Consider the following 21366-nt stretch of genomic DNA (forward strand, 5'->3'; position numbering starts at 1 on the left):
ATGTAAATTCCTCTTGCACGATGCCGCATGGCCGTCCCGCCGCTCGGCGGAACCGCATGGCCTTGACTTTCGCAGTGCGCGGCGGTATAATAGGAAAAAAGCAATTTGTTCGGAGTCCATCATGCGAGTGTTCGTGGTCATCTGCTTATTGGGGTCAGTGATGTTAATGAGCAGCGAGCTGAAGGCGCAGGACAGCTTGCATGTACGACGGCTGGGAACGATCGCCGATTATTGGGACTATGCGTCTGACGCAGTGGTTCGCGACACGATTGCCTTTGTCGCGACACACATGTCTGGGTTGCGGATTGTGAATATCGTGGATCCCGCGAACCCCGTGGAAATCGGCTACGTTGAAACGCGCAGCGCCACTGGTGTTGCCGTTCAAGGGAACTATTCCTACATAGCGGATGGCGAGAGCGGTTTGCGAATCGTGGATATCAGCGAACCGGCGCAGCCCGTGCCGATGGGCTTTATTGACACGCCAGGCAGTGCGCTGGGTGTTGCGGTACAGGGGGATTTCGCCTACGTAGCGGATTACCTAAGTGGCCTCAGGGTGATCGACGTTTCGAACCCCGCCGCGCCGGTGCAGGCAGGTTTTCTTGACACACCGGGAAACGCCACTGGTGTGGCGGTGGTAGGAAATTACGCGTACGTGGCGGATCAAGCAACTGGTCTGCGAGTCATCGATATTAGTGATCCGTCCGCGCCGATTCAGGCCGGCTTCTTTGATACACCAGGCTTCGCAATGGGCGTTGCCGTGGATGGGAACTATGCCTACGTTGCGGACTATTTGAATGGCCTGCGCGTGATTGACGTAACCGACGCTGCCGCGCCGTTTGAGACCGGCATGCTCGAAACACCCAATCTGTGTTTGGACGTCACGGTTGGCGGTCAGTTCGCGTACGTGGCGGATTACTATGCTGGACTGTTGGTCATCGACGTCACCAGCCCGGCCGCCCCGATCCAAGCCGGCTTCTACGACCCACCGGGTCGCTGTCGGAGCGTGGTCGTTCAAGAAGATTTCGCGTATCTTGCGGAAGAGGACGGCGCACTGCGAATGATTGACGTTGCGAATCCAGCCGCCCCCGAGCAGACCGGTTATTACAACCCGCTGGGCAACGCTTGGGGTGTGGCGGTTGAGAGCGGCATCGCCTACATTGCTTGCGGAGACGGCGGGCTGCGAGTAATCGATGTGGCCGACCCTACGGCGCTTGTACAGACCGGGGTTTTCGACTCGGCAGATCAGGCCGTAGGGATTACGATCCGGGAGACTCTTGCCTTCGTTGCCGATGGGACCAGTGGGTTGAGAGTTCTTGATGTCTCCGATCCGGCGGTCCCGGTTCAGGTTGGCCATTACGACACGCCGGGTGAGGCCCGAGACTTGGTGCTCGACGGAAATTACGCCTACATAGCGGACGATTCGCGCGGCCTGCGGATAGTCGACATCAGCGTTCCTTCAGCCCCCCTGGGTGCCGGATCGTACGACACACCGGGAACTGCACGCGGCGTGGCCGTGCAAGGGAATTATGCTTACCTCGCGGATGGGGCGAGTGGCTTGCGATTGATCAATATCACCAATCCGGCCGCCCCGAGCCAAACCGGCTTCTATGACACTCCGGGCCACGCCTATGATGTTGCAGTCAGGGGGAGCTACGCGTACGTTGCGGATGGTACAAGCGGCCTGCAGGTCATTGATGTTTCCAATGTCGCCGCACCCGTACGCAGCGGCGTCTTCAATACACCGGATCTTTGTGTGAGTGTTGTGGTTGACGGAGACTACGCGTATGTGACGGACTACGAGACCGGTCTCAGAGTAATCGACATCTCCGATCCAGCCGCGCCGATTTCGGTTGGATATTATGATACCCCCGGACTTGCCTGGGGTGTGGCAATTGCGGGGTGTGTGGCATTTGTAGCGGACTATACGAATTTCAGTGCGTACGATGTGTCGCATTTTGCGTGTTTGCCTCCGCCGATGGCTCCGGCAGGATTGACCCTCGGCCATCCGCTTCAATCCAACGTAATGCGGCTCGAGTGGTTTCCTGTGCAATTCGATACGACGGGTTCACCGATCGAGATCGATCGCTATGTGATCTTCGGTGCGGGCAGTTTGGCGAATCCGCTTTGGGACTCGCTGGGCGTACCGGTGCCGCCGGACACGACGGTGTTTTTTGACTCGACCGCAACGGAAGGCGGCTACTTTTATCACGTCCGCGCGGTGAGAAATTAGCCAGCGGAACCGAAGAGCGCGAAAAGCCTAAATCCCCCCCTTAGTTCTCCCGTGAGCGGGGGATGTGCCGCCTCACTTAAGGAGGCGGGGGCAGGAAATGTTATTGATGAACGATGATAGATGATAGATGATAGATGAGGAATTGGCAGTTAATCCTGACCCACTCGGACGCTCATAATATACGAAACTTTGGTCAAAAAGTCAATAGCTGTGGCTTAAAATGTACAAGTCGCTATTCGTGCTGATCTTGGCGGGGGTGACGGCTGCTGCTTCGCAGAATGGGGCGCATGGAGACATGCGCCGCCAAGGAAACCACTGGCATTACCTCCGGAGCTGTCCGCCAGCTCTTCCCTACTGACCGGTATTGGCACCGAGGATCGCCTTAGAGCACCCTCGCAGTTAGTCGCAGCTGAGGAATCTGCCTTCAAGATCCGAGTTGTAAGTGACAACCGGAGCCGAATGCTCGCCGCACGCGCAGGTGTGACCACAATTGCGCTACGAGTCTCCATCCCCAGGAGTCTAGTCATGCGATATTCCTGCCTTCTCAACCTTCTGCTGCCTGCCGCACTGTTCGCGCAGATGTCTATTCACGACATTCAGTTCACCACGGACCCTTCCGGAGCCTCACCCTGGGCGGGACAACTGGTCTCGGTCGGTGGAATTGTCACAGCGACGGAGTACACCGGACAGCCGATTCGCTACTTCCTTTCGGATCGGGGCGGTGGTCCGTGGAGCGGTATTCTCGTGAACGACAACCAGCTGCGCCAGATCATCCGCGGCGATTCTGTTCGGTTCCAAGCCGAGGTTCAGGAATCGAACACGCAAACCCGCCTTCGAAACATCGTTGCAGGGACCTTCACCGTGGTTTCCGTCGGCGCCCAAGTAGCCCCCACACCTACCACGACCGGGTCCGTCACCGAACCGATGGAAGGTGTGCTCGTTGAGATTGCGAACGCGGTCGTTGTCGACGATCAGCCACAAATCACCATTGACGACGGTTCGGGTCCGGTCGGTGTCGGAACCGGATGGGACTACGCCGTGGAATTGCTACTGGGTGACTCACTCCTGTTCTTGCGGGGGATCGTGTCCTCAGCGGCCAATGTGTTTCTCGTCAATCCACGCGCGACGTCGGACATCGGGCTGCTTCACAATCATGGACCGGTCATATCACAAGTCGCGAACTTTCCGGCGGAACCGACCAACCATGATTCCGTCACGGTTACGGCGTCCGTCTTTGATGCCGACGGTGTTGCCGGCGTGGAAGTGCATTATCGCTTTGGCCCGCTCGGCGACTTCATTCCACAGTCCATGTTCGACGATGGCGCGCATGGAGACGGCGGATCCGGGGACGGTAATTGGGGTGGGATCGTACCCGCCGGAGCGGCACATGTCTTTGCGTACTACTACGTACGAGCGATCGACGGCCTCGGCACCATCTCCACTAATCCCGCTGCCGCGCCGGAAGAGAGCTATCACTATCGCATTCGAGGAGACCCTCCCGCCATCTTCGATTTGCAGTACACGGGCGATCCCACCGGTGGCGTCTCACCCTATGATGGCCAATTCGTCACCGTAATCGGCATTGTCACAGGAACTGGATTCAATAATGACTTCAGCTTCTTTATGTGTGATCCTGTTGGCATCTGGCCCGATTCAGGACGCTGGTCGGGGATTGAAGTGTACGCGCCGGATCGGATGCCTTCGCTTTGGGACAGCATCCGCGTCACCGGCCAGGTGATCGACTACGCGGGATCCCTCACCGAATTCGCGTCGGGCAGTCAGGTTGCGGTGCTGGGCACAAGTCAACCGATTCCTTCGCTTCGCGTGCGCGCGGCCGAGTTGTCGCCGCCCAATGGCAGTTTACCCGACTCGGGCGAGGCTTACGAGGGAGTCCTGATCGAGATCGGACCGTCCATGGTCACGAATACCTCGGACTTCAACTCATATGGCCAGTTCGACGTTTCCGGTCTGGAAGGCTCATGCACGATCGTCAACGATGCCGGTTTTGAGTTCGTGCCGGTGGTCGGCGACAGCTTCCTGTTCATTCGCGGAAACTGCACGTATCTCCCTTTCGCAGGGTACATCGGCCATGTCACAGCGCCGCGCTTCGACGCCGATCTTGGCTTCATTGACCGTCGTCCTCCCGAAATTCTCAGCGCCACGGCAGTCTCCGACCTGAGCGTTAACATCTTGTTCAACGAGCGTCTGTCCGACGTTGGCGCGAACGACCCGGGCAACTACACGATCACCGATCAGTCGGTCCCAGAGCATCCCCGCCTTGACGTCGCCTCGGCAGCCGTCTTATCCGCGGGCCATACCGTGCATCTTGAGCTTCTCGCGGCTCTCGATTCGGAGCACGGTTATCGACTGGAGATTCAGGCCATCGAGGATCTGGCCGGTAACGAGCTGGCCGGCGCGGTTGTCTTCTTCGGCGGCTATTCACCCACCGCGTTCGTCCCGATTGCCAGCCTCTACGACAGCTTCGGCGTTTACAGCGGACAAATCGTCACGCTCCGCGGCGTGGTCAACTACGTGCGCGAGATCACGACGGATAGCGGTTCCCGTCGCGTCGCGGCTTACCTTCAAGATCAAAGCGGGCGTGGGCTCTATCTGACTCAGTCTGGCCGCATGAACGCGTACCCCGCGCTACGGCGCCGCAATCTGATCACGATCACCGGGCTCGTTGGCTCGTTCAACAATGAGATTCAGCTGGGCGGCTTTACGAGTTTCGGCATGACGCTCATCAACGAAGGCGTCTCCCTTCCACCGCCGATCGTAATGACGACGGGCGATCGTGAACTGCAGGACAGCATTGGTCGCACATCATTCCAGAATCTGCACGGGTCGGGGACGTGGTGCGCGACGACGGGCGCGATCAATCGCGTGGATGAGAACATCGACGGCGCAACGACTCTGTACTTGAATGACGGCAGCGGCGACCTGCGGGTCCGGGTCTGGGATGAATCGGATCTTGACAGCGTGAACATCGATGGCCGCTACTATCGGCTTGGAAACGAGCTGGTCGGAGTGGAATGCCGAGTTTCGGGTGTCGCCGCAAGGGACGGCGACGACTTCGTGCTGTATGCTGGCCATATGGAAGACATCGTCGGGTTGTCCGTCGTGGAGCGGCGTCCCAAGTTGCCTCCGGCGGGTTTCACACTTTCGCAGAACTACCCGAATCCGTTTAACTTATCGACCACCATCTCCTACACCGTCCCGCGGGTATCTCCGGTGACGCTGAGCGTATATGATGTGACGGGGCGACTCGTGGAAGGTCGCTTCCTCGGCGTGCAGACGGCGGGGGCGCATGACTATCATTTCGACGCGGGTGCGCTCGCGAGCGGGATGTACTTCGTACAGATTGGGCAGCGGGCGGGGGGGGCGCGGACGAAGATTGTGGTGTTGAGGTAGGAAACTGAGAATTTAAAATCGGAAGGCAGAGTTCCGATTTGCCCCCCCGGCCCCCCACGGGATGTGGGGGGAGAGTTGACTCTCCGATTCCGGCCGGGCGAGGACGCCCGGCTCGGCGAAGCGCCGAGGGCCGATCCGGCGGTCGGGAGAGACTTTGAAGAGGGCTGGGAGGTTGGACGCCGATCTGACTGATTGCGGTAAAGTGTTAATTAACAAAGTAGTACGATTCAGGTCTGTGGGCTGTGCCGACTCACGTTGTGCTTGACAATGTGGAGCTGGTTATCTATATTTAAAAGCTTTGCAAACATAGGGTAGGTTTCATGTCAACATTTCACGCCAAACCGGGTCAGGTGGAACGGGGCTGGATAATCGTCGATGCGACGGACCAGATCCTGGGCCGCTTGTCCACTCAGATCGCCGCAATTCTTCGCGGCAAGACCAAGCCGCAATACACGCCGCATGTGGATGTGGGCGATTTCGTCGTGGTGATTAATGCCGACAAGGTGCGGGTTACGGGCGGCAAGTCTCGTACGAAAGCCTACTTCCATCACACGGGCCACCCGCAGGGTGCGCGTTGGACACCGTATGAGACGCTCAAGAAGGCGCATCCGGAGCGGATCATCGAACGTGCGGTAAAGGGCATGATTCCGCGTACGCGTCTGGGCCGCAAGCAGCTCGGCAAGCTATTTGTGTATGCGGGCGCGGAACATCCGCACGTTGCGCAGCAGCCGAAGCCGCTCTCCTTCTAATTCGACTCCCTTAAGGTATTACATGAAGCAGACCAAGTATTACGCCACAGGACGGCGCAAGACGGCCATTGCCCGCGTCTGGCTGGTGCCGGGCACCGGCAAAGTCAATGTCAACGGCAAGGACCTGATTGGCTATTTCCGCCGCGACGTGTTGCGGATGGAGATCGAACAGCCGCTGGTCGTGACGGAGAATCTCGGCAAGGTTGACATTCACGCGACGATGAAGGGCGGAGGGCTGAGCGGCCAGGCCGGAGCGCTGCTGCTCGGCATTTCGCGCGCACTGGTCGTGATGAACGAGGCGCACCGACCGGTTTTGCGTCAACATGACCTGATGACTCGTGACCCGCGTGAGCGCGAGCGCAAGAAGTATGGTCAGCCGGGCGCGCGCAAGCGGTTCCAGTACTCGAAGCGCTAAGCCAATGGTCTAATCGGGTACGCCAAGCGGGCAAAGACTTGGCGCGCCGTTCCGGTTTCCGGCCGGGTTGCGCAAACTTAACCCGGTTCGGCGGGAGACGTATCGCCGCGCACACATAGCAGGCAAGTCAGGTTTACTAATCGATCGACGGTTCGGATCGCGGGATGGGTGCTCAGTGACTGAGTTGTCCGGCGAGAGGAAGGGCCGTTAGAGCACCAACCCGGAGCACCGATGTCCAAAGTTACGCTTCAGCAATTGCTGTTGGCCGGAAGTCATTTCGGCCATTTGACTCGTCGCTGGCACCCGAAGATGAAGCCGTTCATATTGATGGAACGGAACAAGATTCATCTGCTGGACCTGCGCAAGACCCAGGAATGTACGGACAAAGCTACTGCCGCGGCGATGCAGATTGCGTCTCGCGGCGGTACAATTTTGTACGTGGGCACTAAGCCGCAGGCGCGCGATGTGATCACGGCGGAGGCGAAGCGGGCGGGGGTTCCGTACGTAACGGAGCGTTGGCTGGGCGGCACGCTGACCAACTTTCAGACGATTCGTCAGGGGATCAAGACGCTGAACGGGATCGAGAAGAAGATGGTGGATGGGACGTTCGAGAAGATCTCGAAGAAGGAGCGGTTGATGTTGGACCGCCGTCGGGAGAAGCTGCTCGAGTCCATCGGCGGCATTCGCGAACTGAACTATTTGCCGCACGCGATCTACATCGTGGACGTCCGTCGCGAGAAGATCGCGGTCGCCGAGGCCCGTCGGTTGGGCATTCCGATTTTCGCGATCGTGGATACGAACGTTGATCCTGATCTGGTGGATTATCCGATTCCGGCCAACGATGACGCGTTCAAGTCGATTGCGTTGATAACTCGCGCCCTGACGGACGGGGTCGTCGAAGGGATGGCGACGTATCGGGCGACGGCGGTGCAGGTGCAGGAGACGACGCAAGATACACAGGCTCGCGACCGTGAGCATGTGGATCCGCGGGGTCGCGACCGGGATCGGCGGGAAGGTCGTGATCAGCGCGGCGGTGGACCGGGTGGTCCCGGCGGCGGTGGTGATCGGCCGCGACGTGTGCGTCGGCCGGGCGGTCCCGGACCGGGTAGCGGACCTGCACCTCAGGCGGATCAACCCCACGGCGGCGAAGAGAAGCCGGTACCGCCCAGCGGAGACGCACCGGCGGGCGCGTAGTTCGCGGACCGCGGGGCGAGGCGCGGCACCGGGGACGGTGCCGCCAAGCAGCGAGTATAGAATGACACAACGAGATAGAGGATAGATACCGTGGCAGACGTAGCAATTAGCGCCGCGCTGGTGTCTCAGCTTCGAGCGGAGACGGGGGCGGGGATGATGGACTGCAAGCAGGCGCTGGTCGAATCAGGCGGCGACAAGGACAAGGCCGTGGAATATCTGCGCAAGAAGGGTAAGGCGGCCGCGGAGAAGCGTGCCGACCGCGCGGCGAATGAAGGCGTGGTGGCGATTGTGCGCAGTGAAGACGGCCAGACCGCCGCGATGGTGGAGGTGAACAGCGAGACGGATTTTGTGGCCAAGAATGACGACTTTCGCAAGTTCGCCGACGAGCTCGCCAAATTGGTGCTGGGCTGGGGCGACGCGGCGGGCAAATCCGTTGATGATTTGAAGCAGCGAACCCTGGGGGCGCGCACGGTTGGCGATTCGTTGACCGACCTGATCGGCAAGATTGGCGAGAAGCTGGAGATTCGCCGTTTTGCGCGGATGCAGTCGGCGGGTGGTTTCGTGGGCTACTATGTGCACGGCGACAACAAGCTGGGCACGCTGGTCGGTCTGCAGGGCATCACGTCGCAGCACGCCGAAGCGGGCCCGTTGGGCAAAGACCTGGCGATGCAAGTCGCGGCGTCGTCACCGTTGGTGGTGCGGCGCGAGCAGGTTGATGCGGCGAAACTTGACGCGGAGCGGGCGATTGAAATCGCGCGCGCGCGCGAGGAAGGCAAACCGGAAGCGGCGGTGGCCAAGATCGCCGAGGGGCGGATCAACAAGTGGCTGGCCGAGGTTGCGTTATTGGAGCAGCCGTTCGTGAAGGACCCGAAGGTGGCCGTGAAGAGCTTGCTGGAAGGGGCGTCGAAGGCGGTGGGCGGAGCGGTGGATGTACAGTCGTTCGAGCGGTTTCGGGTTGGATCATAGGATGATAGCGCTCTGAGCACACTGGACGGCAAACGGGTTCTGCTGAAACTTTCCGGCGAGGCATTATGCGGCGCGGGGGAGTACGGTATTGATCCGGCGACGCTGCATGCGATGGCCGAGGAGATTGCCGAGGTTCAGTCGCTGGGTGTCGAAGTCGGCATCGTGATTGGCGGCGGGAACATCTTTCGCGGCCTGCGGGGTGCCGCGCAGGGGATGGACCGGGTGACGGGCGATCAGATGGGCATGCTGGCGACGGTAATTAACGCGCTGGCGTTGCAGGACGCGCTGGAGGCTCGCGGGGCGATCACGCGGGTGCAGACGGCGATTCCGTTGCAGACGGTGGCGGAGTCGTTTATTCGGCGCCGGGCGCTGCGGCATCTGGAGAAGGGCCGGATCGTGATCTTTGCCGGTGGCACTGGTAGTCCGTTTTTCACGACGGATACGGCGGCGGCATTGCGGGCGAAGGAGATCAAGGCCGAGGTGTTGATGAAGGGCACGAAGGTCGATGGGATCTATACCGCGGACCCGACGCTCGACAAGACGGCGACGATGTTCGACCGGATCAGTTATCTTGAGTTCGTGGAGCGTCAGTTGCGGGTAATCGACACGACGGCGGTGACGTTTTGCATGGAGAATTCGATCCCGATCCATGTTTTCAATTTGAAGCAACGCGGCAATTTTCGCCGCATACTCGAAGGGCAGAAGATCGGAACGCTGATTTCTTAGGTGGACCCAACAATGGTGAAAGAAATCATCGCTGACTGCGACTTGCGGATGAAGAAATCGGTGGAAATGCTGCGGCATGAGCTGTCGCACATTCGCACCGGCAAGGCGTCGGTGGGCTTGGTGGAGCCGCTGCGGGTGGACGTGTACGGGACGGAAATGCCGCTCTCGCAGGTGGCATCGGTCTCGACACCGGACGCGAAGACGATCATGATCCAGCCCTGGGACAAGGGCGCGGTGCACGCGATCGAGAAGGCGATCCAGAAGTCCGAGCTGGGGTTGACGCCGAACATTGACGGCACGACGATTCGGCTGACGCTTCCGCCGCTGACGGAGGAGCGTCGCAAGGATCTGGTGAAAGTCGTGAAGAAGTATGTGGAGGAGGCGAAGGTGGCGATCCGCAATGTTCGTCGCGACGCCAACGAGCACATTAAGCGGCTTGAAAAGGAGCACAAGGTCAGCGAGGATGAGTCGCGCAAGTCGCAGGACAAGACGCAGGAGATGACGGACAAGCACATCAAGGAGATGGATCATCTCTTTGAGTTGAAAGAGAAAGAGGTATTGGAAGTTTGACGGTTTCCGCCGATCGGGCGCGTCGGGTTCTGGACGCGGCGCATGGCAAGCGGATCGCGGTGGTGGGCGACTTCATGCTGGACCGGCACTTGACCGGGACGGTTCGCCGCATCAGTCCGGAGGCTCCGGTTCCGGTCGTGGAGGTGGAGAGCGAGCGGGCGGCGCTGGGCGGGGCGGGCAACGTGGTGCAGAACATCTCGGCGCTGGGCGCGACGCCGGTTGCGTTCGGGGTGATCGGGGACGATCAGGCGGGGCTGGACCTGCTGCGGCATTTGGATTTGGCGGGTTGCGGCGCGCTGGGGATGATCAAGTGCCCGAGCCGGCGGACGACGGAGAAGACGCGGATCATCGCGCACGATCAGCATGTGGTGCGGGCGGATCGTGAGACGATCAGGCCGCTGGAGCGCAGCGACGAGGATCGGTTGATTGAGGCGTTGCGGACGGTCATCAATTCGCTCGACGCGCTGATCTGTCAGGACTACAACAAGGGCGTATTATCGACGCGCGTGATCGAGGCGTTGCTCTCGATCTGTCGCACGCACGAGGTGCGGGTAGCGGTGGATCCGAAGTTTGATCATTTTTTTGAATACGCGGGGTGCGGGTTGTTCAAGCCGAACGTGCGGGAGCTGGAATCGGCGCTGGGGAAGCGCATCGGGAGCGACGACGAGCTCTTCGGAGCGGCGGCGGAGGTGTTCAAGCGGGTGAAGCCGTCGCGGCTGTTGGTGACGCGCGGTGAGCGGGGGATGGAATTATTTACGAGTGCGGCGGAGAGCGCGCACATTCCGACGCGGGCGAAAAAGGTCCACGACGTATCCGGGGCGGGCGATACGGTGATTTCGACCTATGTGGTGGCGGAATGCGGCGGGGCGACGCCGCTCGAATCGGCGGTGCTGGCGAATCAGGCGGCGGGAATCGTGTGCGGCGAGGTCGGGGTCGTGCCGATTCATCGAGATCAATTGCTGGCGGATGTATTCTGAATTCGGGCGACTAGCTCAGCTGGTTAGAGCGCTGGTCTCACATACCAGAGGTCATAGGTTCAAGTCCTATGTCGCCCACCATGATTGACGGCGCACAGTCGGGGTACGCGGGCATTTTGTCGCGCGAAGAGGCTGCCAAGCGCTGCACGGTCGAGCGATTGCGCGGCGGCACCATCGTGTTCACGAACGGCGTGTTTGACCTTCTGCACGCGGGACACGTTCAATATCTCGAAGCGGCGCGGGCCCTCGGCACTACGCTGCTGGTCGGGCTGAACAGTGATGAGTCGGCGCGGCGGATCAAGGGTCCGCGGCGGCCGCTGGTGGGGGAGCTGGATCGGGCGGTGACGTTGTGCGCGTTGCGGGCGGTGGACCACGTCATCTTGTTCGACGAAGACACACCGGAAGCGCTGATTCGATTGCTGTCGCCGCACGTGCTGGTCAAGGGCGGCGATTACCGCATTGAGGACATCGTCGGATACGATCAGGTGACCGCCGCGGGCGGCCGGGTGGTGACGATCCCGCTGCGTGAGGGATGTTCAACGAGTTCGATCATTGAGCTGATCAGGAAACGCTACCGCTGAGCGCATGTTTGAGGATTTGACAACCCGGCTGGATCAGGTGTTCCGGAACCTCATGGGGACCGGCAAGCTCACGGAATCGAATATCCGTGAGAGCCTGAAGGACATTCGACGCGTCCTGCTCGAAGCGGACGTGAACTTGAGTGTCGCGCGCGATTTCCTGGCAAAGGTCGAGGAACGGGCGCTGGGCCAGCAGGTGCTGAAAGCGGTTTCGCCTGCGCAACTCGTGATCAAGATTGTTCACGATGAGCTGGTGGTGCTGCTGGGGGAAAAGGAGAGTCGGCTAACGACGGGGAGCCTGCCGCCGACTGTCTATATGGTCGTCGGTCTGCAAGGATCCGGGAAGACGACATTTTGCGCGAAGCTGGCGCGATTGTTGAAGTCGAAAGGCAAGCGGCCGTTGTTGGTCGCGGCCGACTTGCAGCGTCCGGCAGCTCAGGATCAGTTGCAGGTGTTGGGCGATTCGATCGGGATTCCGGTGTATCGCGGCGAGAGCCGGAGCGCCATCGACGTCTGCGAGGCCGCGTTGCGACATGCGAAGAAGATCAGCCTGGATCCGGTGATCCTCGACACGGCGGGGCGCTTGCATGTCGATGACGACTTGATGCGGGAGCTGGAATCGATTCAGAAGCTGACGAAGCCGACCGAGATCCTGTTCGTGGCCGACGGGATGACGGGTCAGGACGCGGTGAATTCAGCGAAGGCGTTTCACGATCGCCTGCAGTTTACCGGATCGGTGTTAACCAAGCTGGACGGCGATACGCGGGGTGGCGCGGCGATTTCGATTCGCGCGGTGACGAGCAAGCCGTTGAAGTTTGTTTCGATGGGGGAGAAGCTCGACGCGCTGGAGCCCTTCCATCCGGATCGCATGGCGGGCCGGATTCTGGGCAAGGGCGACATCGTGAGTTTCGTCGAGAAGGCGCAGTCGGTCATCGACGAGGACAAGGCGGCCAAGCTCGAAGCGAAGCTGCGCAAGGCGGATTTTACGTTGGCGGATTTTCTGGATCAGTTGCAGCAGTTGAAGAAGATGGGTTCGATGCAGAGTCTTCTGGGCATGATTCCGGGCGTGGGGGCGAAGCTCAAGGACGTGCAGGTGGATGAGAAGGCGCTGAAGCACATGGAAGCGCTGATCTACTCGATGACGCCGTTTGAGCGGGATCATCCGAACGTTTTGAATGCGCGGCGGCGGCGGCGCATTGCGTCAGGGGCGGGCTTGACGGTTCAGCACGTAAATCGGCTGGTGCAGCAGTACGATCAGATGGTCGCGATGATGAAGCGATTGCGGAAGGCCGGACCGGGCCAGATGCGGCGCGTTTTCGGCGGGATGTAGCTTTCAATCAACGTTCAGATAGGAACACACCGTGTCAGTAAAGATTCGACTCGCGCGGGGCGGCCGCAAGAAGCAACCGCACTACCGCATCGTGGTGATGGATTCGCGCAATCGTCGCGACGGGGCATTTGTTGACCAGATCGGCATTTATCATCCGAAGCGTCAACCCGCCCAGTTTCAGATTGACGAGGCTCGCGCGATGCATTGGTTAGCGGTCGGCGCGACGCCGTCGGAAACCGTTCGCAGCTTGTTGTCACAGCACGGCTTGATGCTGAAGCTTGACTTGCTGAAGCGCGACACGTCGGCGGACCAGATCGACGCGGCGATGGCGAAGTGGCGAGCGGATGCACAGGCGCGTGCTACCCAAGCGGCGGCCCGCCGGACGGCGCGTCGCGAAAAGAAGGCCAAGGCTGCCGCCGAACCTCCGAAGTCATAATTCTCGCGCTACGGATTCGATGGCAGCGACGCCGTCGCGCTTCGGTGAATTCCGGGCCGTGTGGAAATGCTAATGGACATGGCTGACGATGCTGAGCCGGGCGCAACCGGCGACACGAACGACTACCGTGCCATTGGGCATGTGGTCGGCGTTCACGGGTTGCAGGGCACCCTCAAAGTGGTTCAGCTTTCGGATTTTGACGAGCGATTCGATGCGTTGACCACCGTGTTCTTTCTCAGGGACGCGGAGGTCGTAGCGCAGCACACGGTCAAGAAGGTGCGCTGGGGTGCGCGAAACCTACTGATCAGCTTTCGTGATCTGGTCACGCGGGAGGCCGCCGAGCAGTTGACGGGAACGGACATGTGCGTTCCGGAGCGCGAGTCGTGGGGGTTGCCCGCGGACACGTATTATAGTTCGGACTTGATCGGTTATCGTGCCACCGGGGCGGGCGCGGACGACTTGGGGCAGCTGGTGGCGATTCGCGCGGGTGCGCAGGCGATTCTCGAATTCAGCGGGAGTCGCGGCGAACTGCTCGTTCCGTTCGTGAAGCAATGGGTAGGCGAAATCGACACGGCGGCGCACACGATTGAGATTCTGAATTGGCGCGAGCTAAGCGGAGGCGAAGAGCTGCCGCCGGAGCCGGGCGACCATGATCATTGATATACTGACGGGCTTTCCCGAGATGTTCGCGGGGCTGGTGAACAGCTCGATTGCGCGCAACGCGTTGTTGGCCGATTCGCTTCGCTTGTGGGTGCACGACTTGCGGCACTACACGACGGACCGGCATGGCAAGATCGACGATTCTCCCTATGGCGGGGGCGCGGGAATGGTGCTGATGGCACAGCCGATCTTTGCCTGTCTGGACGCGCTGCGTGCCCAGCGGGATATGACACCGCGGTTGTTGTGCATGAGCGCGCAGGGGGAGCGATTGGGGCAGTCGCGGGTTCGTGAATTGGCCGGGGTGGAGTGGCTGATCATCCTCTGCGGACATTACAAGGAGATCGATGCGCGGGTCTTCGCGCGCGACGTTTGGGAAGAGATCTCGATCGGTGACTTTGTGCTGAGCGGCGGCGAGTTACCGGCCGCGGTGCTGGTTGATGGGGTGTCGCGATTGCTGCCGGGGGTGTTGGGAAATCAGGATTCCGCGGCCAGCGACAGTTTTGAGAACGGACTGCTGGACGCGCCGTACTACACGAAGCCGGAAGAAATTGAAGGCTTGCGCGTTCCGCCGGATCTGCTCAGCGGACACCACGCCCGAATCGAAGCCTGGCGCGCGGCGCAGCGCCAGCAGCGAACGCGAGCGCGGCGGCCGGATCTGTTGGAGCAGCCGCCGGGATCGCCTGACGAGTCAAGAGAGAACCATTAACATAGAATCCGACCATGGATCGCATTTCGAATTGGACGCAGGATGACCTGCGCAAAGACATCCCGACCTTCAATCCCGGCGACACGGTAAGTGTCTGGGTTCGAGTGATCGAGGGCGACAAAGAGCGTTTGCAGGCGTTTCAGGGAACGGTCATCGGCCGCAAGTCGTCGGGGCTGAACGAGTCGTTCACGGTGCGGAAGATTTCGATGGGAGTCGGCGTGGAGCGTGTGTTTCCGTTGCACTCGCCGGTGATCGCGAAGATCGAAGTTCTGCGGCAGGGGCACGTCCGTCGCGCCAAGCTGACGTATCTACGGGGTCGCCGCGGGAAGAGCGCTCGGATTCGCGACAAGGCTCAGCAGAATGTCGGCGGCGAGCCGAAGGCGAAAGCCGGGGTCGCGGCTGCCTAAGGGGTAGCACGCGCGGTCAGCAGGCCGCGCGGATTGATCGTCCACAACAGCCGGTGTCCGCCTTGGGCGGAAGAATAGGGAAGACGGTGTGAATCCGTCGCTGACCCGCAACTGTGAAGCTCGTTTGAGGGAACGGGCGAAGCCAGGAGACCTGCCGGGTGTGAGATTGTTCCTTCGGAGTTGAGGCGATAGTGGAGGCTCTCCGCGGATGCGGGGAGTTCAATGATGCAGGTGGTTTCCGGGCCGGGGCGTACGCCGCTGATGCTCGCGCGGGTTGCCGCTTTTGTGGCGGTTGGCGTTGTCGGCGGATTGGCGCTATCAACAATTCCGAATGTTGAGCTGGTGACGGCGATCTGCTTTGCGGCAGGCTACTTGCTTGGCGCATGGGCGGGATTACTTACGGGTGCGTTGGTGGAACTCATATTTGCCGGATTTCATCCCATGGGCAGCTCCATGGGTTTTTTGTTGTTGTCGCAGATGTTGGGGATGGCGGGCGCCGGTCTGACGGGCGCGCTCTCCCGGCGCATTTGCGGGCCAGCTACGGGCCGTTGCTATCTTCTGGTCCTCGTGTCGTCTGCCCTGATCTCGACCGTGTGGTTTGATGTCTTGACGAACCTGGCCTATCCCGCGTCGGTGGGATTTGTGGGGATGGACCCGCGCGTGTACGCGGCGGCGGCTTTGCCGTTTGCGGCGATTCACATCGTTTCCAATCTCGCGGTATTTCTGGTGATTGTGGCTCCGCTGATGCCGCGACTGAGAAAGGCGCTCAACTGGTGAAATTCAGAGTCTTGGTGCTGATCGCATTGTTGGCGAGCCCGCAGGCGATGCGGGCGCAGGGGCCAGTCCTGACCGCTCGCACGGGACTGACGTGGTCCTACGAGGACTTGAGCGACTGGCTGCGGCGCTATCCGGGGATGTATGTGCAGGATTACGGCGTGCTGGGTGCGCCGACGGTAATTCAACCGTGGGGCATGGCCCCGTGGTTAACGGGTGCGCGGAAGGATGGGATTTCGCAAAGCCGGGTTGGCGATGGACTGTACGATTCAAATCTTCAGCCACCGGCGGAATTGGACAGCCTCGACTTCCAGTTCGGAACGGACGGCGTGGGGCGGTTCTCGGAGTGGACGCGGACGATTCCTTCCGATTCACCGTACACGGAGCTGCAGATTCGCGAGGGCTATTACAACTTCGGGTCCGTTGATCTCGCTCACGGCCAACAGATCTACGGTCGGTCGGCGATTGAGCTTACCGGCCGCCTGGTGTGGTACGACGGCTTACGGCAGGGCGTCAGTGATTCTCGATTCAATCGGCTGCGCGGGCGATACCGGTTTCACCTTGGACGGCGGATCGCGAGTACGATTTCCTATGGCGGATCGAGCGTACAGGCGAACTCGCAGATCGAGGCTCGCGGCGCGCGTAATGAGCGTGAAGAAGGTGCGCTGACTCTGATGCAGGCGGACAGTTTTCGGACGGCGCTCAATCCGCGTTTGAGTTGTTATATACGTCGTGATCGGGAGCGCTGGAATTCGGCTTTTAACGCGCGAGAATTGGTGCGCGGCTGGCAGGTCTCGGCGGATGCAGACTATCGCGCGAACCGGCTCACGTTGATGCATGAGGGCAGCTATGCGGACCTGCGTTATCCGGGGATCGGCGACTATACCGAGACGACGCTCGACCTGCGCCTCGATGATCGCCTGGTCCTGGGTCGTGTGAACTTGCAGGCGACCGCCGAAGCGCGGCGGGCCGATGTGTCATTTGTGGCGTCGGAAGCAGAGTTCGGTTGGCTGTCGAATGCCCGTGTGGAGGGCGATGTCGCGCTGTTGCAGGGCGTAAGTTTGACAGCGGCGACGGGTTACCATGAGCACGGCGCGCCGTCCGCATGGCGGGGTACCCGTTATCGCATTGCAGATCGCCCGCTGCTGATCTCGCGAGAGTTTTCGGATCTGGATCGGTATTATGTTGCGCGGATCGACGGTCACGCGCCCGGCGGCATTGATCGCTTGTTGAATAGCAGCGTCGGCGCTAAATGGATGCGGGGGACGGCAGAATTCGCGGTCCGGTTGCTCACGGTGGATCGGCGCGGCGCCTTCTCGAACCAGTTTGTACTGCGCGGCGACACGGTCACGCTTGCGTATGCGCGCGGCGGCGATGCGGATCACCTGGGCGCGGCGAGCGATTTCGACATGCCGGTGAAATTCGGTGTTCGCGTGCAGGGGTCGTGCTTTACCGAGCTCGATTCGCGGGAACCGGCGCGCGCACGGGAACTCCGGGGTATCGGCCGGGTGTATTTTGAGCGTGACTTCCTGACGGCTCCGTTGACGCTCCGCAGTCATCTTAGCTATGAGCATATCGGCAGGCGGCGGGCGGTTTCGGATATTGCGGATCAGCTGCTTGGGCCGACTCATCTGGTGGGTTTCCGGCTGTCGGCGACGATTCACGGCGTAACCTTGGTCTGGGGAGCGGACAATCTGTTGGCGCAGCACTATTATGTGATTCCGGGATACTTGATGATCCGCAAGGAAGAATATCTTGGTGTGCAATGGAGACTGTGGCTGTGAGGCTGTTGTGGTACATGGCGGCGCTGCTCGCGCTATGGCAGGATGCGGTGCCGCAGACCGGATCGCGGTTGGTCATCAGCGTGTCCAATGAGCAGGGGGTCGCGGTGAGTTCGGCGACGGTAAGTCTGTTTTCGCATGGCGAGGCGATCAGTTCAGGGAGCGGACGCGCGGTATTTGACGAGCTGGCGGCCGGAGTGTATCCGGTTGAAGTGAGGTGTGCGGGCTACGCGGCGGGGGACACCGTGATCGAGGTCCGTGCCGGGGAGCAGGCGGAATGCGTGGTGCGTCTGCGAGCATTGTTCATTCTGCCCGTTGTTGAGGTGACCTCGGAGCGACCGGCGGGTGTAACGCGCAGATTTGGACGGCAAGCGATCGTACAGAGCGGAGCGCGGGATCTGGCCGGGTTTCTGCGAGCGGACGCCGGACTGGAAACTCGCGATGACGGCAGCGGGTCGGTGGGGGCGCGGATTGGCGGGTCGAATTCGAATCAGGTCCTGGTTGTCGTTGATGGGCAGCCGATCAACCGTGCGGGCGGCGGAGAATCAGATCTTAGCGCGGTGCCGCTTGCGGACATCGCGCAGATCGAGATAACGCGGGGCAGTCGGATCGAAAGCGGGAGTGACGGGATCGGCGGAGTGATCAACATTCAGACGCTGAGCGCGGCTGAGGGAGCCCGTACGTCGGCGACGCTGGCCACGGGTGAGACGGCCACGGAGCTGCGGGTTCAGCGCGGTGGAGCCTGGCGCGGACTGCGCGGGAAACTCACGTACAACCGCGAGGCGGGGTCACGGGAGTATGCCTATCGTTTGATGCCGGAGGATGGTTCGGGTCCGCTTGCTCCCCACGTCGGGCAGCAGTTTCGTCGTGAGAACAATGATTTGCGGCGGGATATCGTCCTGGGGAAGTTGGAATCGAATCCGGCGCGGCGCGCGCGCTGGGAATTGGGCGGATCGTTGGATTTGAGTGAGCGCGGGATGCCCGGGTATTTGGCGCCTGATCTGACGCCGCTGGCCCGGCAAGAGACCCGCTCGCTGCGGCTCAATCAGCGCACATTTCATGACGCCGGGGCGTTCGACGCGGAAACTCGGCTATCGCTCCGGGAGGATGCTCAGGATTTCAGCGATCCCTCCGCGGCATATACGAAAGCAAGTCATGACTGGAGCCGGGCAGCCGAAGGCGAAATCAAGGCGCAGGTGACTCGGGCATCGCTCCACGGGCGGAGCGGCATTCTGGCCGGATGGGATCGGCTTGAGAGCACGCAATTACGGGATGGTAGTGCGGACAGAACACGGGTCGCGGCGTGGGCGGAAGTGTCGGCCGCACGGTCGCTGGGTGGTCCGATTCCGATCCTGCCGCGGGCCGGGGCGCGACTGGAGCGCGTCGGCGCGGTGAATCTGTTCGGGCCGAAAGTGGGAATCAACGGCGGCGTTGCGAGAGTCATGACTTTCGATTTGCAGTGGGGTCGTTCGTACCGGACGCCGGAGTTTTACGCGCTATTCTGGGCGGACGATTTGGTCGCGAGCGGCAATCCGGATTTGCAATCGGAGGAATCCGAGGAGTGGATCGCGAGCCTGAGCGGTGGCTTGACGATCGCGGGTCATCTGAAATGGTCGGTGACGACCTCGGATCAACAGGTTGCGCAGATGATCATGTGGCGGCAGGGATTCGACGGCCGCTGGAAACCCGTGAATCTGGCGGCTGCTTCGGTACGCACGCTTGACCTGACAGTCGAGCATTCGTTGATCAGCGATCGGCTGAGCTGGCGCGGCGGCGTGGATTGGACTGAAGCCCGTAATCGGTCGGAAGATCGGACGACCACAGGCAAGTACCTTTCGCTGCGCGCGCCGAGGTCCGCGCGCTGCGGGCTGCGTGGTTTGTGGGACGGTGTTCAGGCCGCGGTGAACTACCGTTGGGTTGATCGGCGTCCGGCGACGGAATCGAACTCGAAGTGGTTAGCCGCCTATGAGCTGGTTGACGCACGTGTCGGTTACACTTGGAACGTCAGGCACACGCAGTTGGGTACGGCAATCGGCGCGGAGAATCTACTGAACCGAGATTTCCGGATCGTGCGATTTGCGCCGATGCCACTGCGAGAATTCTATCTGGAATTGAGCATTACGGAACTCGCGGGAGGCAAATGATGAACTGGCTGATCGTATTGGTTGCAGGGTTGACTTGCATAGGCGTCGCGGCGGCGGACGAGTGGATCTACGTCGTGCAGCAACTTGACGAGACGCTGGGACTGGTCCGCCTGCCCGGCGCGACCGGGACGGTGGAACCCCTTGGCGCGCTGTGCAATGGGATTACGCAGGTGGGAAGCGCTTTGTACGTGACGAACGCCACGAGCCTGCAGGAGATCATCGGCGACGAGACGCAGCGGGACATGGCGTTGCCGGGCTGCGGCGGGCCGTGGGCATCGGCGCCATTGAACAGCGACACGCTGGCAGTGAGCTGTTCTACCAGCGACCGCGTGGCGCTGCTGCGGTTGTCCACGGGAACGGTGGTTGGCCAGCTTGAAGTCGGGAACGCACCGGAAGGGTTGCTCGTGCACGGTGACAACCTATTGGTGACGCTCACGCGGCTTGAGTGGCCGGACTACGGACCGGGTGTGGTCATGGTGTACAATCGTCATACACTCGCGCTCGTGGACAGCATTCAAGTTGGAACAAATCCGCAGGCCATGGCGGTGGATCAGCGCGGCCGATTGCACATCGTTTGCACGGGAAATTACGGGGATATTCCGGGACAGATCAACGTGGTGGACGCGACAACGTTCGCGGAAATCTCTGTTCTGCCGACGGGTGGGACACCGGCGGATGTGGCAATCGGGGTCACTTACGCTTATGTGGCGGCGGGTGGTTGGGGTGACCACGGGCATGTCTATCGGTACACAATAGAAGACTTGCAGATTGTGAACGGGGCGGACAATCCTTTGCTCGTGGGCTCGGGCGTGTCGGACATTTGCGTGACGATCGGAGAAACTTGGGTAGTGAGCTGTTTCATGACGGATCATGTGGAACAACGCACTGCCGACGGCTTGCTACTGGGGACCTATGACGTTGGCGACGGTCCGGGGAACATGGTCTATGGGTATTCCTTCGATGCACCGGAACCGCCCACGGTGTCATGGGCGGCTGATCCCGGTTTGACGAAAGCGTATCCCAATCCTTTCAATTCGGCGGTCACTTTGCGGTGGGACCTTCCACTCCGGGACTTGTCATCTATGTTGATTTACAACGCGTTAGGTAGGATTGTGGATAGGTTGACGGTGGGGGCGGGAATGACGTCAGTTTCGTGGGTACCCCGGGGGGGGACGCTAAGTAACGGAAGTTCAGGCGTTTACTTTGCCTCTTGGGGTGGGTCAGTTGGGGGGCCGCCATTACGCATTGTCTATTTGAAATAGCTGAACTTAGGGGGCCTTGAGCGGGCCCTTTTTGTTTGCTATTTTGGCGA

At 60.8% G+C, this 21366-nt stretch carries 19 protein-coding genes, 1 tRNA gene and 1 riboswitch; all 20 genes read left to right on the forward strand.

What is annotated here, in order from left to right; all coding sequences use genetic code 11:
• The first annotated feature begins 121 nt into the window (after window positions 1-121).
• The 20 genes from HZB60_04855 (at window position 122) to HZB60_04950 (ending at window position 21316) form a co-directional block, all read left to right on the forward strand.
• The gene (locus HZB60_04855; protein MBI5059097.1) at window positions 122-2230 is read left to right on the forward strand and encodes a hypothetical protein; all 2109 of its coding nucleotides are present in this window, start codon (window positions 122-124) and stop codon (window positions 2228-2230) included.
• A gap of 525 nt (window positions 2231-2755) precedes the next feature.
• Window positions 2756-5641 (forward strand): T9SS type A sorting domain-containing protein, encoded by a 2886-nt coding sequence (locus tag HZB60_04860; protein ID MBI5059098.1) that lies wholly within the window; start codon window positions 2756-2758, stop codon window positions 5639-5641.
• Between the two features lie 320 nt (window positions 5642-5961).
• Entirely contained in the window at window positions 5962-6390 is a 429-nt protein-coding gene (gene rplM / locus HZB60_04865) for a 50S ribosomal protein L13 (protein MBI5059099.1), read from the forward strand.
• Between the two features lie 22 nt (window positions 6391-6412).
• The gene (rpsI, locus tag HZB60_04870) at window positions 6413-6805 is read left to right on the forward strand and encodes a 30S ribosomal protein S9 (protein ID MBI5059100.1); all 393 of its coding nucleotides are present in this window, start codon (window positions 6413-6415) and stop codon (window positions 6803-6805) included.
• 231 nt (window positions 6806-7036) lie between these two features.
• On the forward strand, window positions 7037-7999 hold the full coding sequence (rpsB, locus tag HZB60_04875) for a 30S ribosomal protein S2 (protein ID MBI5059101.1): 963 nt from the start codon (window positions 7037-7039) through the stop codon (window positions 7997-7999).
• Between the two features lie 90 nt (window positions 8000-8089).
• The gene (locus HZB60_04880; GenBank protein MBI5059102.1) at window positions 8090-8965 is read left to right on the forward strand and encodes an elongation factor Ts; all 876 of its coding nucleotides are present in this window, start codon (window positions 8090-8092) and stop codon (window positions 8963-8965) included.
• A 21-nt stretch (window positions 8966-8986) separates the two neighbouring features.
• Complete coding sequence (locus HZB60_04885; protein ID MBI5059103.1) at window positions 8987-9691, forward strand: UMP kinase; 705 nt, start codon at window positions 8987-8989, stop codon at window positions 9689-9691.
• Window positions 9692-9703: 12 nt separating this feature from the next.
• Window positions 9704-10261, forward strand: a complete 558-nt coding sequence (gene frr, locus HZB60_04890) for a ribosome recycling factor (protein ID MBI5059104.1) — start codon at window positions 9704-9706, stop codon at window positions 10259-10261.
• Entirely contained in the window at window positions 10258-11238 is a 981-nt protein-coding gene (locus HZB60_04895) for a D-glycero-beta-D-manno-heptose-7-phosphate kinase (GenBank protein ID MBI5059105.1), read from the forward strand. The genes frr and HZB60_04895 overlap by 4 nt, the downstream gene beginning before the upstream one ends.
• 4 nt (window positions 11239-11242) lie before the next feature.
• A tRNA-Val gene (locus HZB60_04900) sits at window positions 11243-11319 on the forward strand.
• Entirely contained in the window at window positions 11319-11819 is a 501-nt protein-coding gene (gene rfaE2 / locus HZB60_04905) for a D-glycero-beta-D-manno-heptose 1-phosphate adenylyltransferase (GenBank protein MBI5059106.1), read from the forward strand. The genes HZB60_04900 and rfaE2 overlap by 1 nt, the downstream gene beginning before the upstream one ends.
• Before the next feature lie 4 nt (window positions 11820-11823).
• Entirely contained in the window at window positions 11824-13146 is a 1323-nt protein-coding gene (ffh, locus tag HZB60_04910; GenBank protein ID MBI5059107.1) for a signal recognition particle protein, read from the forward strand.
• A gap of 31 nt (window positions 13147-13177) precedes the next feature.
• Window positions 13178-13582, forward strand: a complete 405-nt coding sequence (gene rpsP / locus HZB60_04915) for a 30S ribosomal protein S16 (protein MBI5059108.1) — start codon at window positions 13178-13180, stop codon at window positions 13580-13582.
• Between the two features lie 78 nt (window positions 13583-13660).
• Window positions 13661-14242, forward strand: coding sequence for a 16S rRNA processing protein RimM (rimM, locus tag HZB60_04920; protein ID MBI5059109.1), 582 nt, complete (start codon window positions 13661-13663; stop codon window positions 14240-14242).
• Window positions 14232-14948, forward strand: a complete 717-nt coding sequence (trmD, locus tag HZB60_04925; protein MBI5059110.1) for a tRNA (guanosine(37)-N1)-methyltransferase TrmD — start codon at window positions 14232-14234, stop codon at window positions 14946-14948. The genes rimM and trmD overlap by 11 nt, the downstream gene beginning before the upstream one ends.
• 14 nt (window positions 14949-14962) lie before the next feature.
• Window positions 14963-15355, forward strand: a complete 393-nt coding sequence (rplS, locus tag HZB60_04930) for a 50S ribosomal protein L19 (GenBank protein MBI5059111.1) — start codon at window positions 14963-14965, stop codon at window positions 15353-15355.
• 34 nt (window positions 15356-15389) lie between these two features.
• A riboswitch (cobalamin riboswitch) is annotated at window positions 15390-15529 on the forward strand.
• A 48-nt stretch (window positions 15530-15577) separates the two neighbouring features.
• Complete coding sequence (locus HZB60_04935) at window positions 15578-16132, forward strand: hypothetical protein (protein MBI5059112.1); 555 nt, start codon at window positions 15578-15580, stop codon at window positions 16130-16132.
• Window positions 16129-17913, forward strand: coding sequence for a hypothetical protein (locus HZB60_04940; GenBank protein MBI5059113.1), 1785 nt, complete (start codon window positions 16129-16131; stop codon window positions 17911-17913). The genes HZB60_04935 and HZB60_04940 overlap by 4 nt, the downstream gene beginning before the upstream one ends.
• The gene (locus HZB60_04945) at window positions 17910-20054 is read left to right on the forward strand and encodes a TonB-dependent receptor (GenBank protein MBI5059114.1); all 2145 of its coding nucleotides are present in this window, start codon (window positions 17910-17912) and stop codon (window positions 20052-20054) included. Before HZB60_04940 ends, HZB60_04945 begins: the two co-directional genes overlap by 4 nt.
• A complete protein-coding gene (locus HZB60_04950) occupies window positions 20051-21316 on the forward strand; it encodes a hypothetical protein (GenBank protein MBI5059115.1) in 1266 nt (421 codons plus the stop codon). Before HZB60_04945 ends, HZB60_04950 begins: the two co-directional genes overlap by 4 nt.
• The last annotated feature ends 50 nt before the right edge of the window (window positions 21317-21366 follow it).

This window comes from candidate division KSB1 bacterium, from assembly GCA_016214895.1.
Classification (GTDB): Bacteria; Electryoneota; RPQS01; order RPQS01; family RPQS01; genus JACRMR01.

Coding starts and splice junctions, on each gene's coding strand:
- HZB60_04855 (MBI5059097.1), top strand. CDS start 122: ATGCGAGTGTTCGTGGTCATCTGCTTATTGGGGTCAGTGATGTTAATG.
- HZB60_04860 (MBI5059098.1), top strand. CDS start 2,756: ATGCGATATTCCTGCCTTCTCAACCTTCTGCTGCCTGCCGCACTGTTC.
- rplM (MBI5059099.1), top strand. CDS start 5,962: ATGTCAACATTTCACGCCAAACCGGGTCAGGTGGAACGGGGCTGGATA.
- rpsI (MBI5059100.1), top strand. CDS start 6,413: ATGAAGCAGACCAAGTATTACGCCACAGGACGGCGCAAGACGGCCATT.
- rpsB (MBI5059101.1), top strand. CDS start 7,037: ATGTCCAAAGTTACGCTTCAGCAATTGCTGTTGGCCGGAAGTCATTTC.
- frr (MBI5059104.1), top strand. CDS start 9,704: ATGGTGAAAGAAATCATCGCTGACTGCGACTTGCGGATGAAGAAATCG.
- rfaE2 (MBI5059106.1), top strand. CDS start 11,319: ATGATTGACGGCGCACAGTCGGGGTACGCGGGCATTTTGTCGCGCGAA.
- ffh (MBI5059107.1), top strand. CDS start 11,824: ATGTTTGAGGATTTGACAACCCGGCTGGATCAGGTGTTCCGGAACCTC.
- rimM (MBI5059109.1), top strand. CDS start 13,661: ATGGCTGACGATGCTGAGCCGGGCGCAACCGGCGACACGAACGACTAC.
- trmD (MBI5059110.1), top strand. CDS start 14,232: ATGATCATTGATATACTGACGGGCTTTCCCGAGATGTTCGCGGGGCTG.
- rplS (MBI5059111.1), top strand. CDS start 14,963: ATGGATCGCATTTCGAATTGGACGCAGGATGACCTGCGCAAAGACATC.
- HZB60_04935 (MBI5059112.1), top strand. CDS start 15,578: ATGATGCAGGTGGTTTCCGGGCCGGGGCGTACGCCGCTGATGCTCGCG.
- HZB60_04950 (MBI5059115.1), top strand. CDS start 20,051: ATGATGAACTGGCTGATCGTATTGGTTGCAGGGTTGACTTGCATAGGC.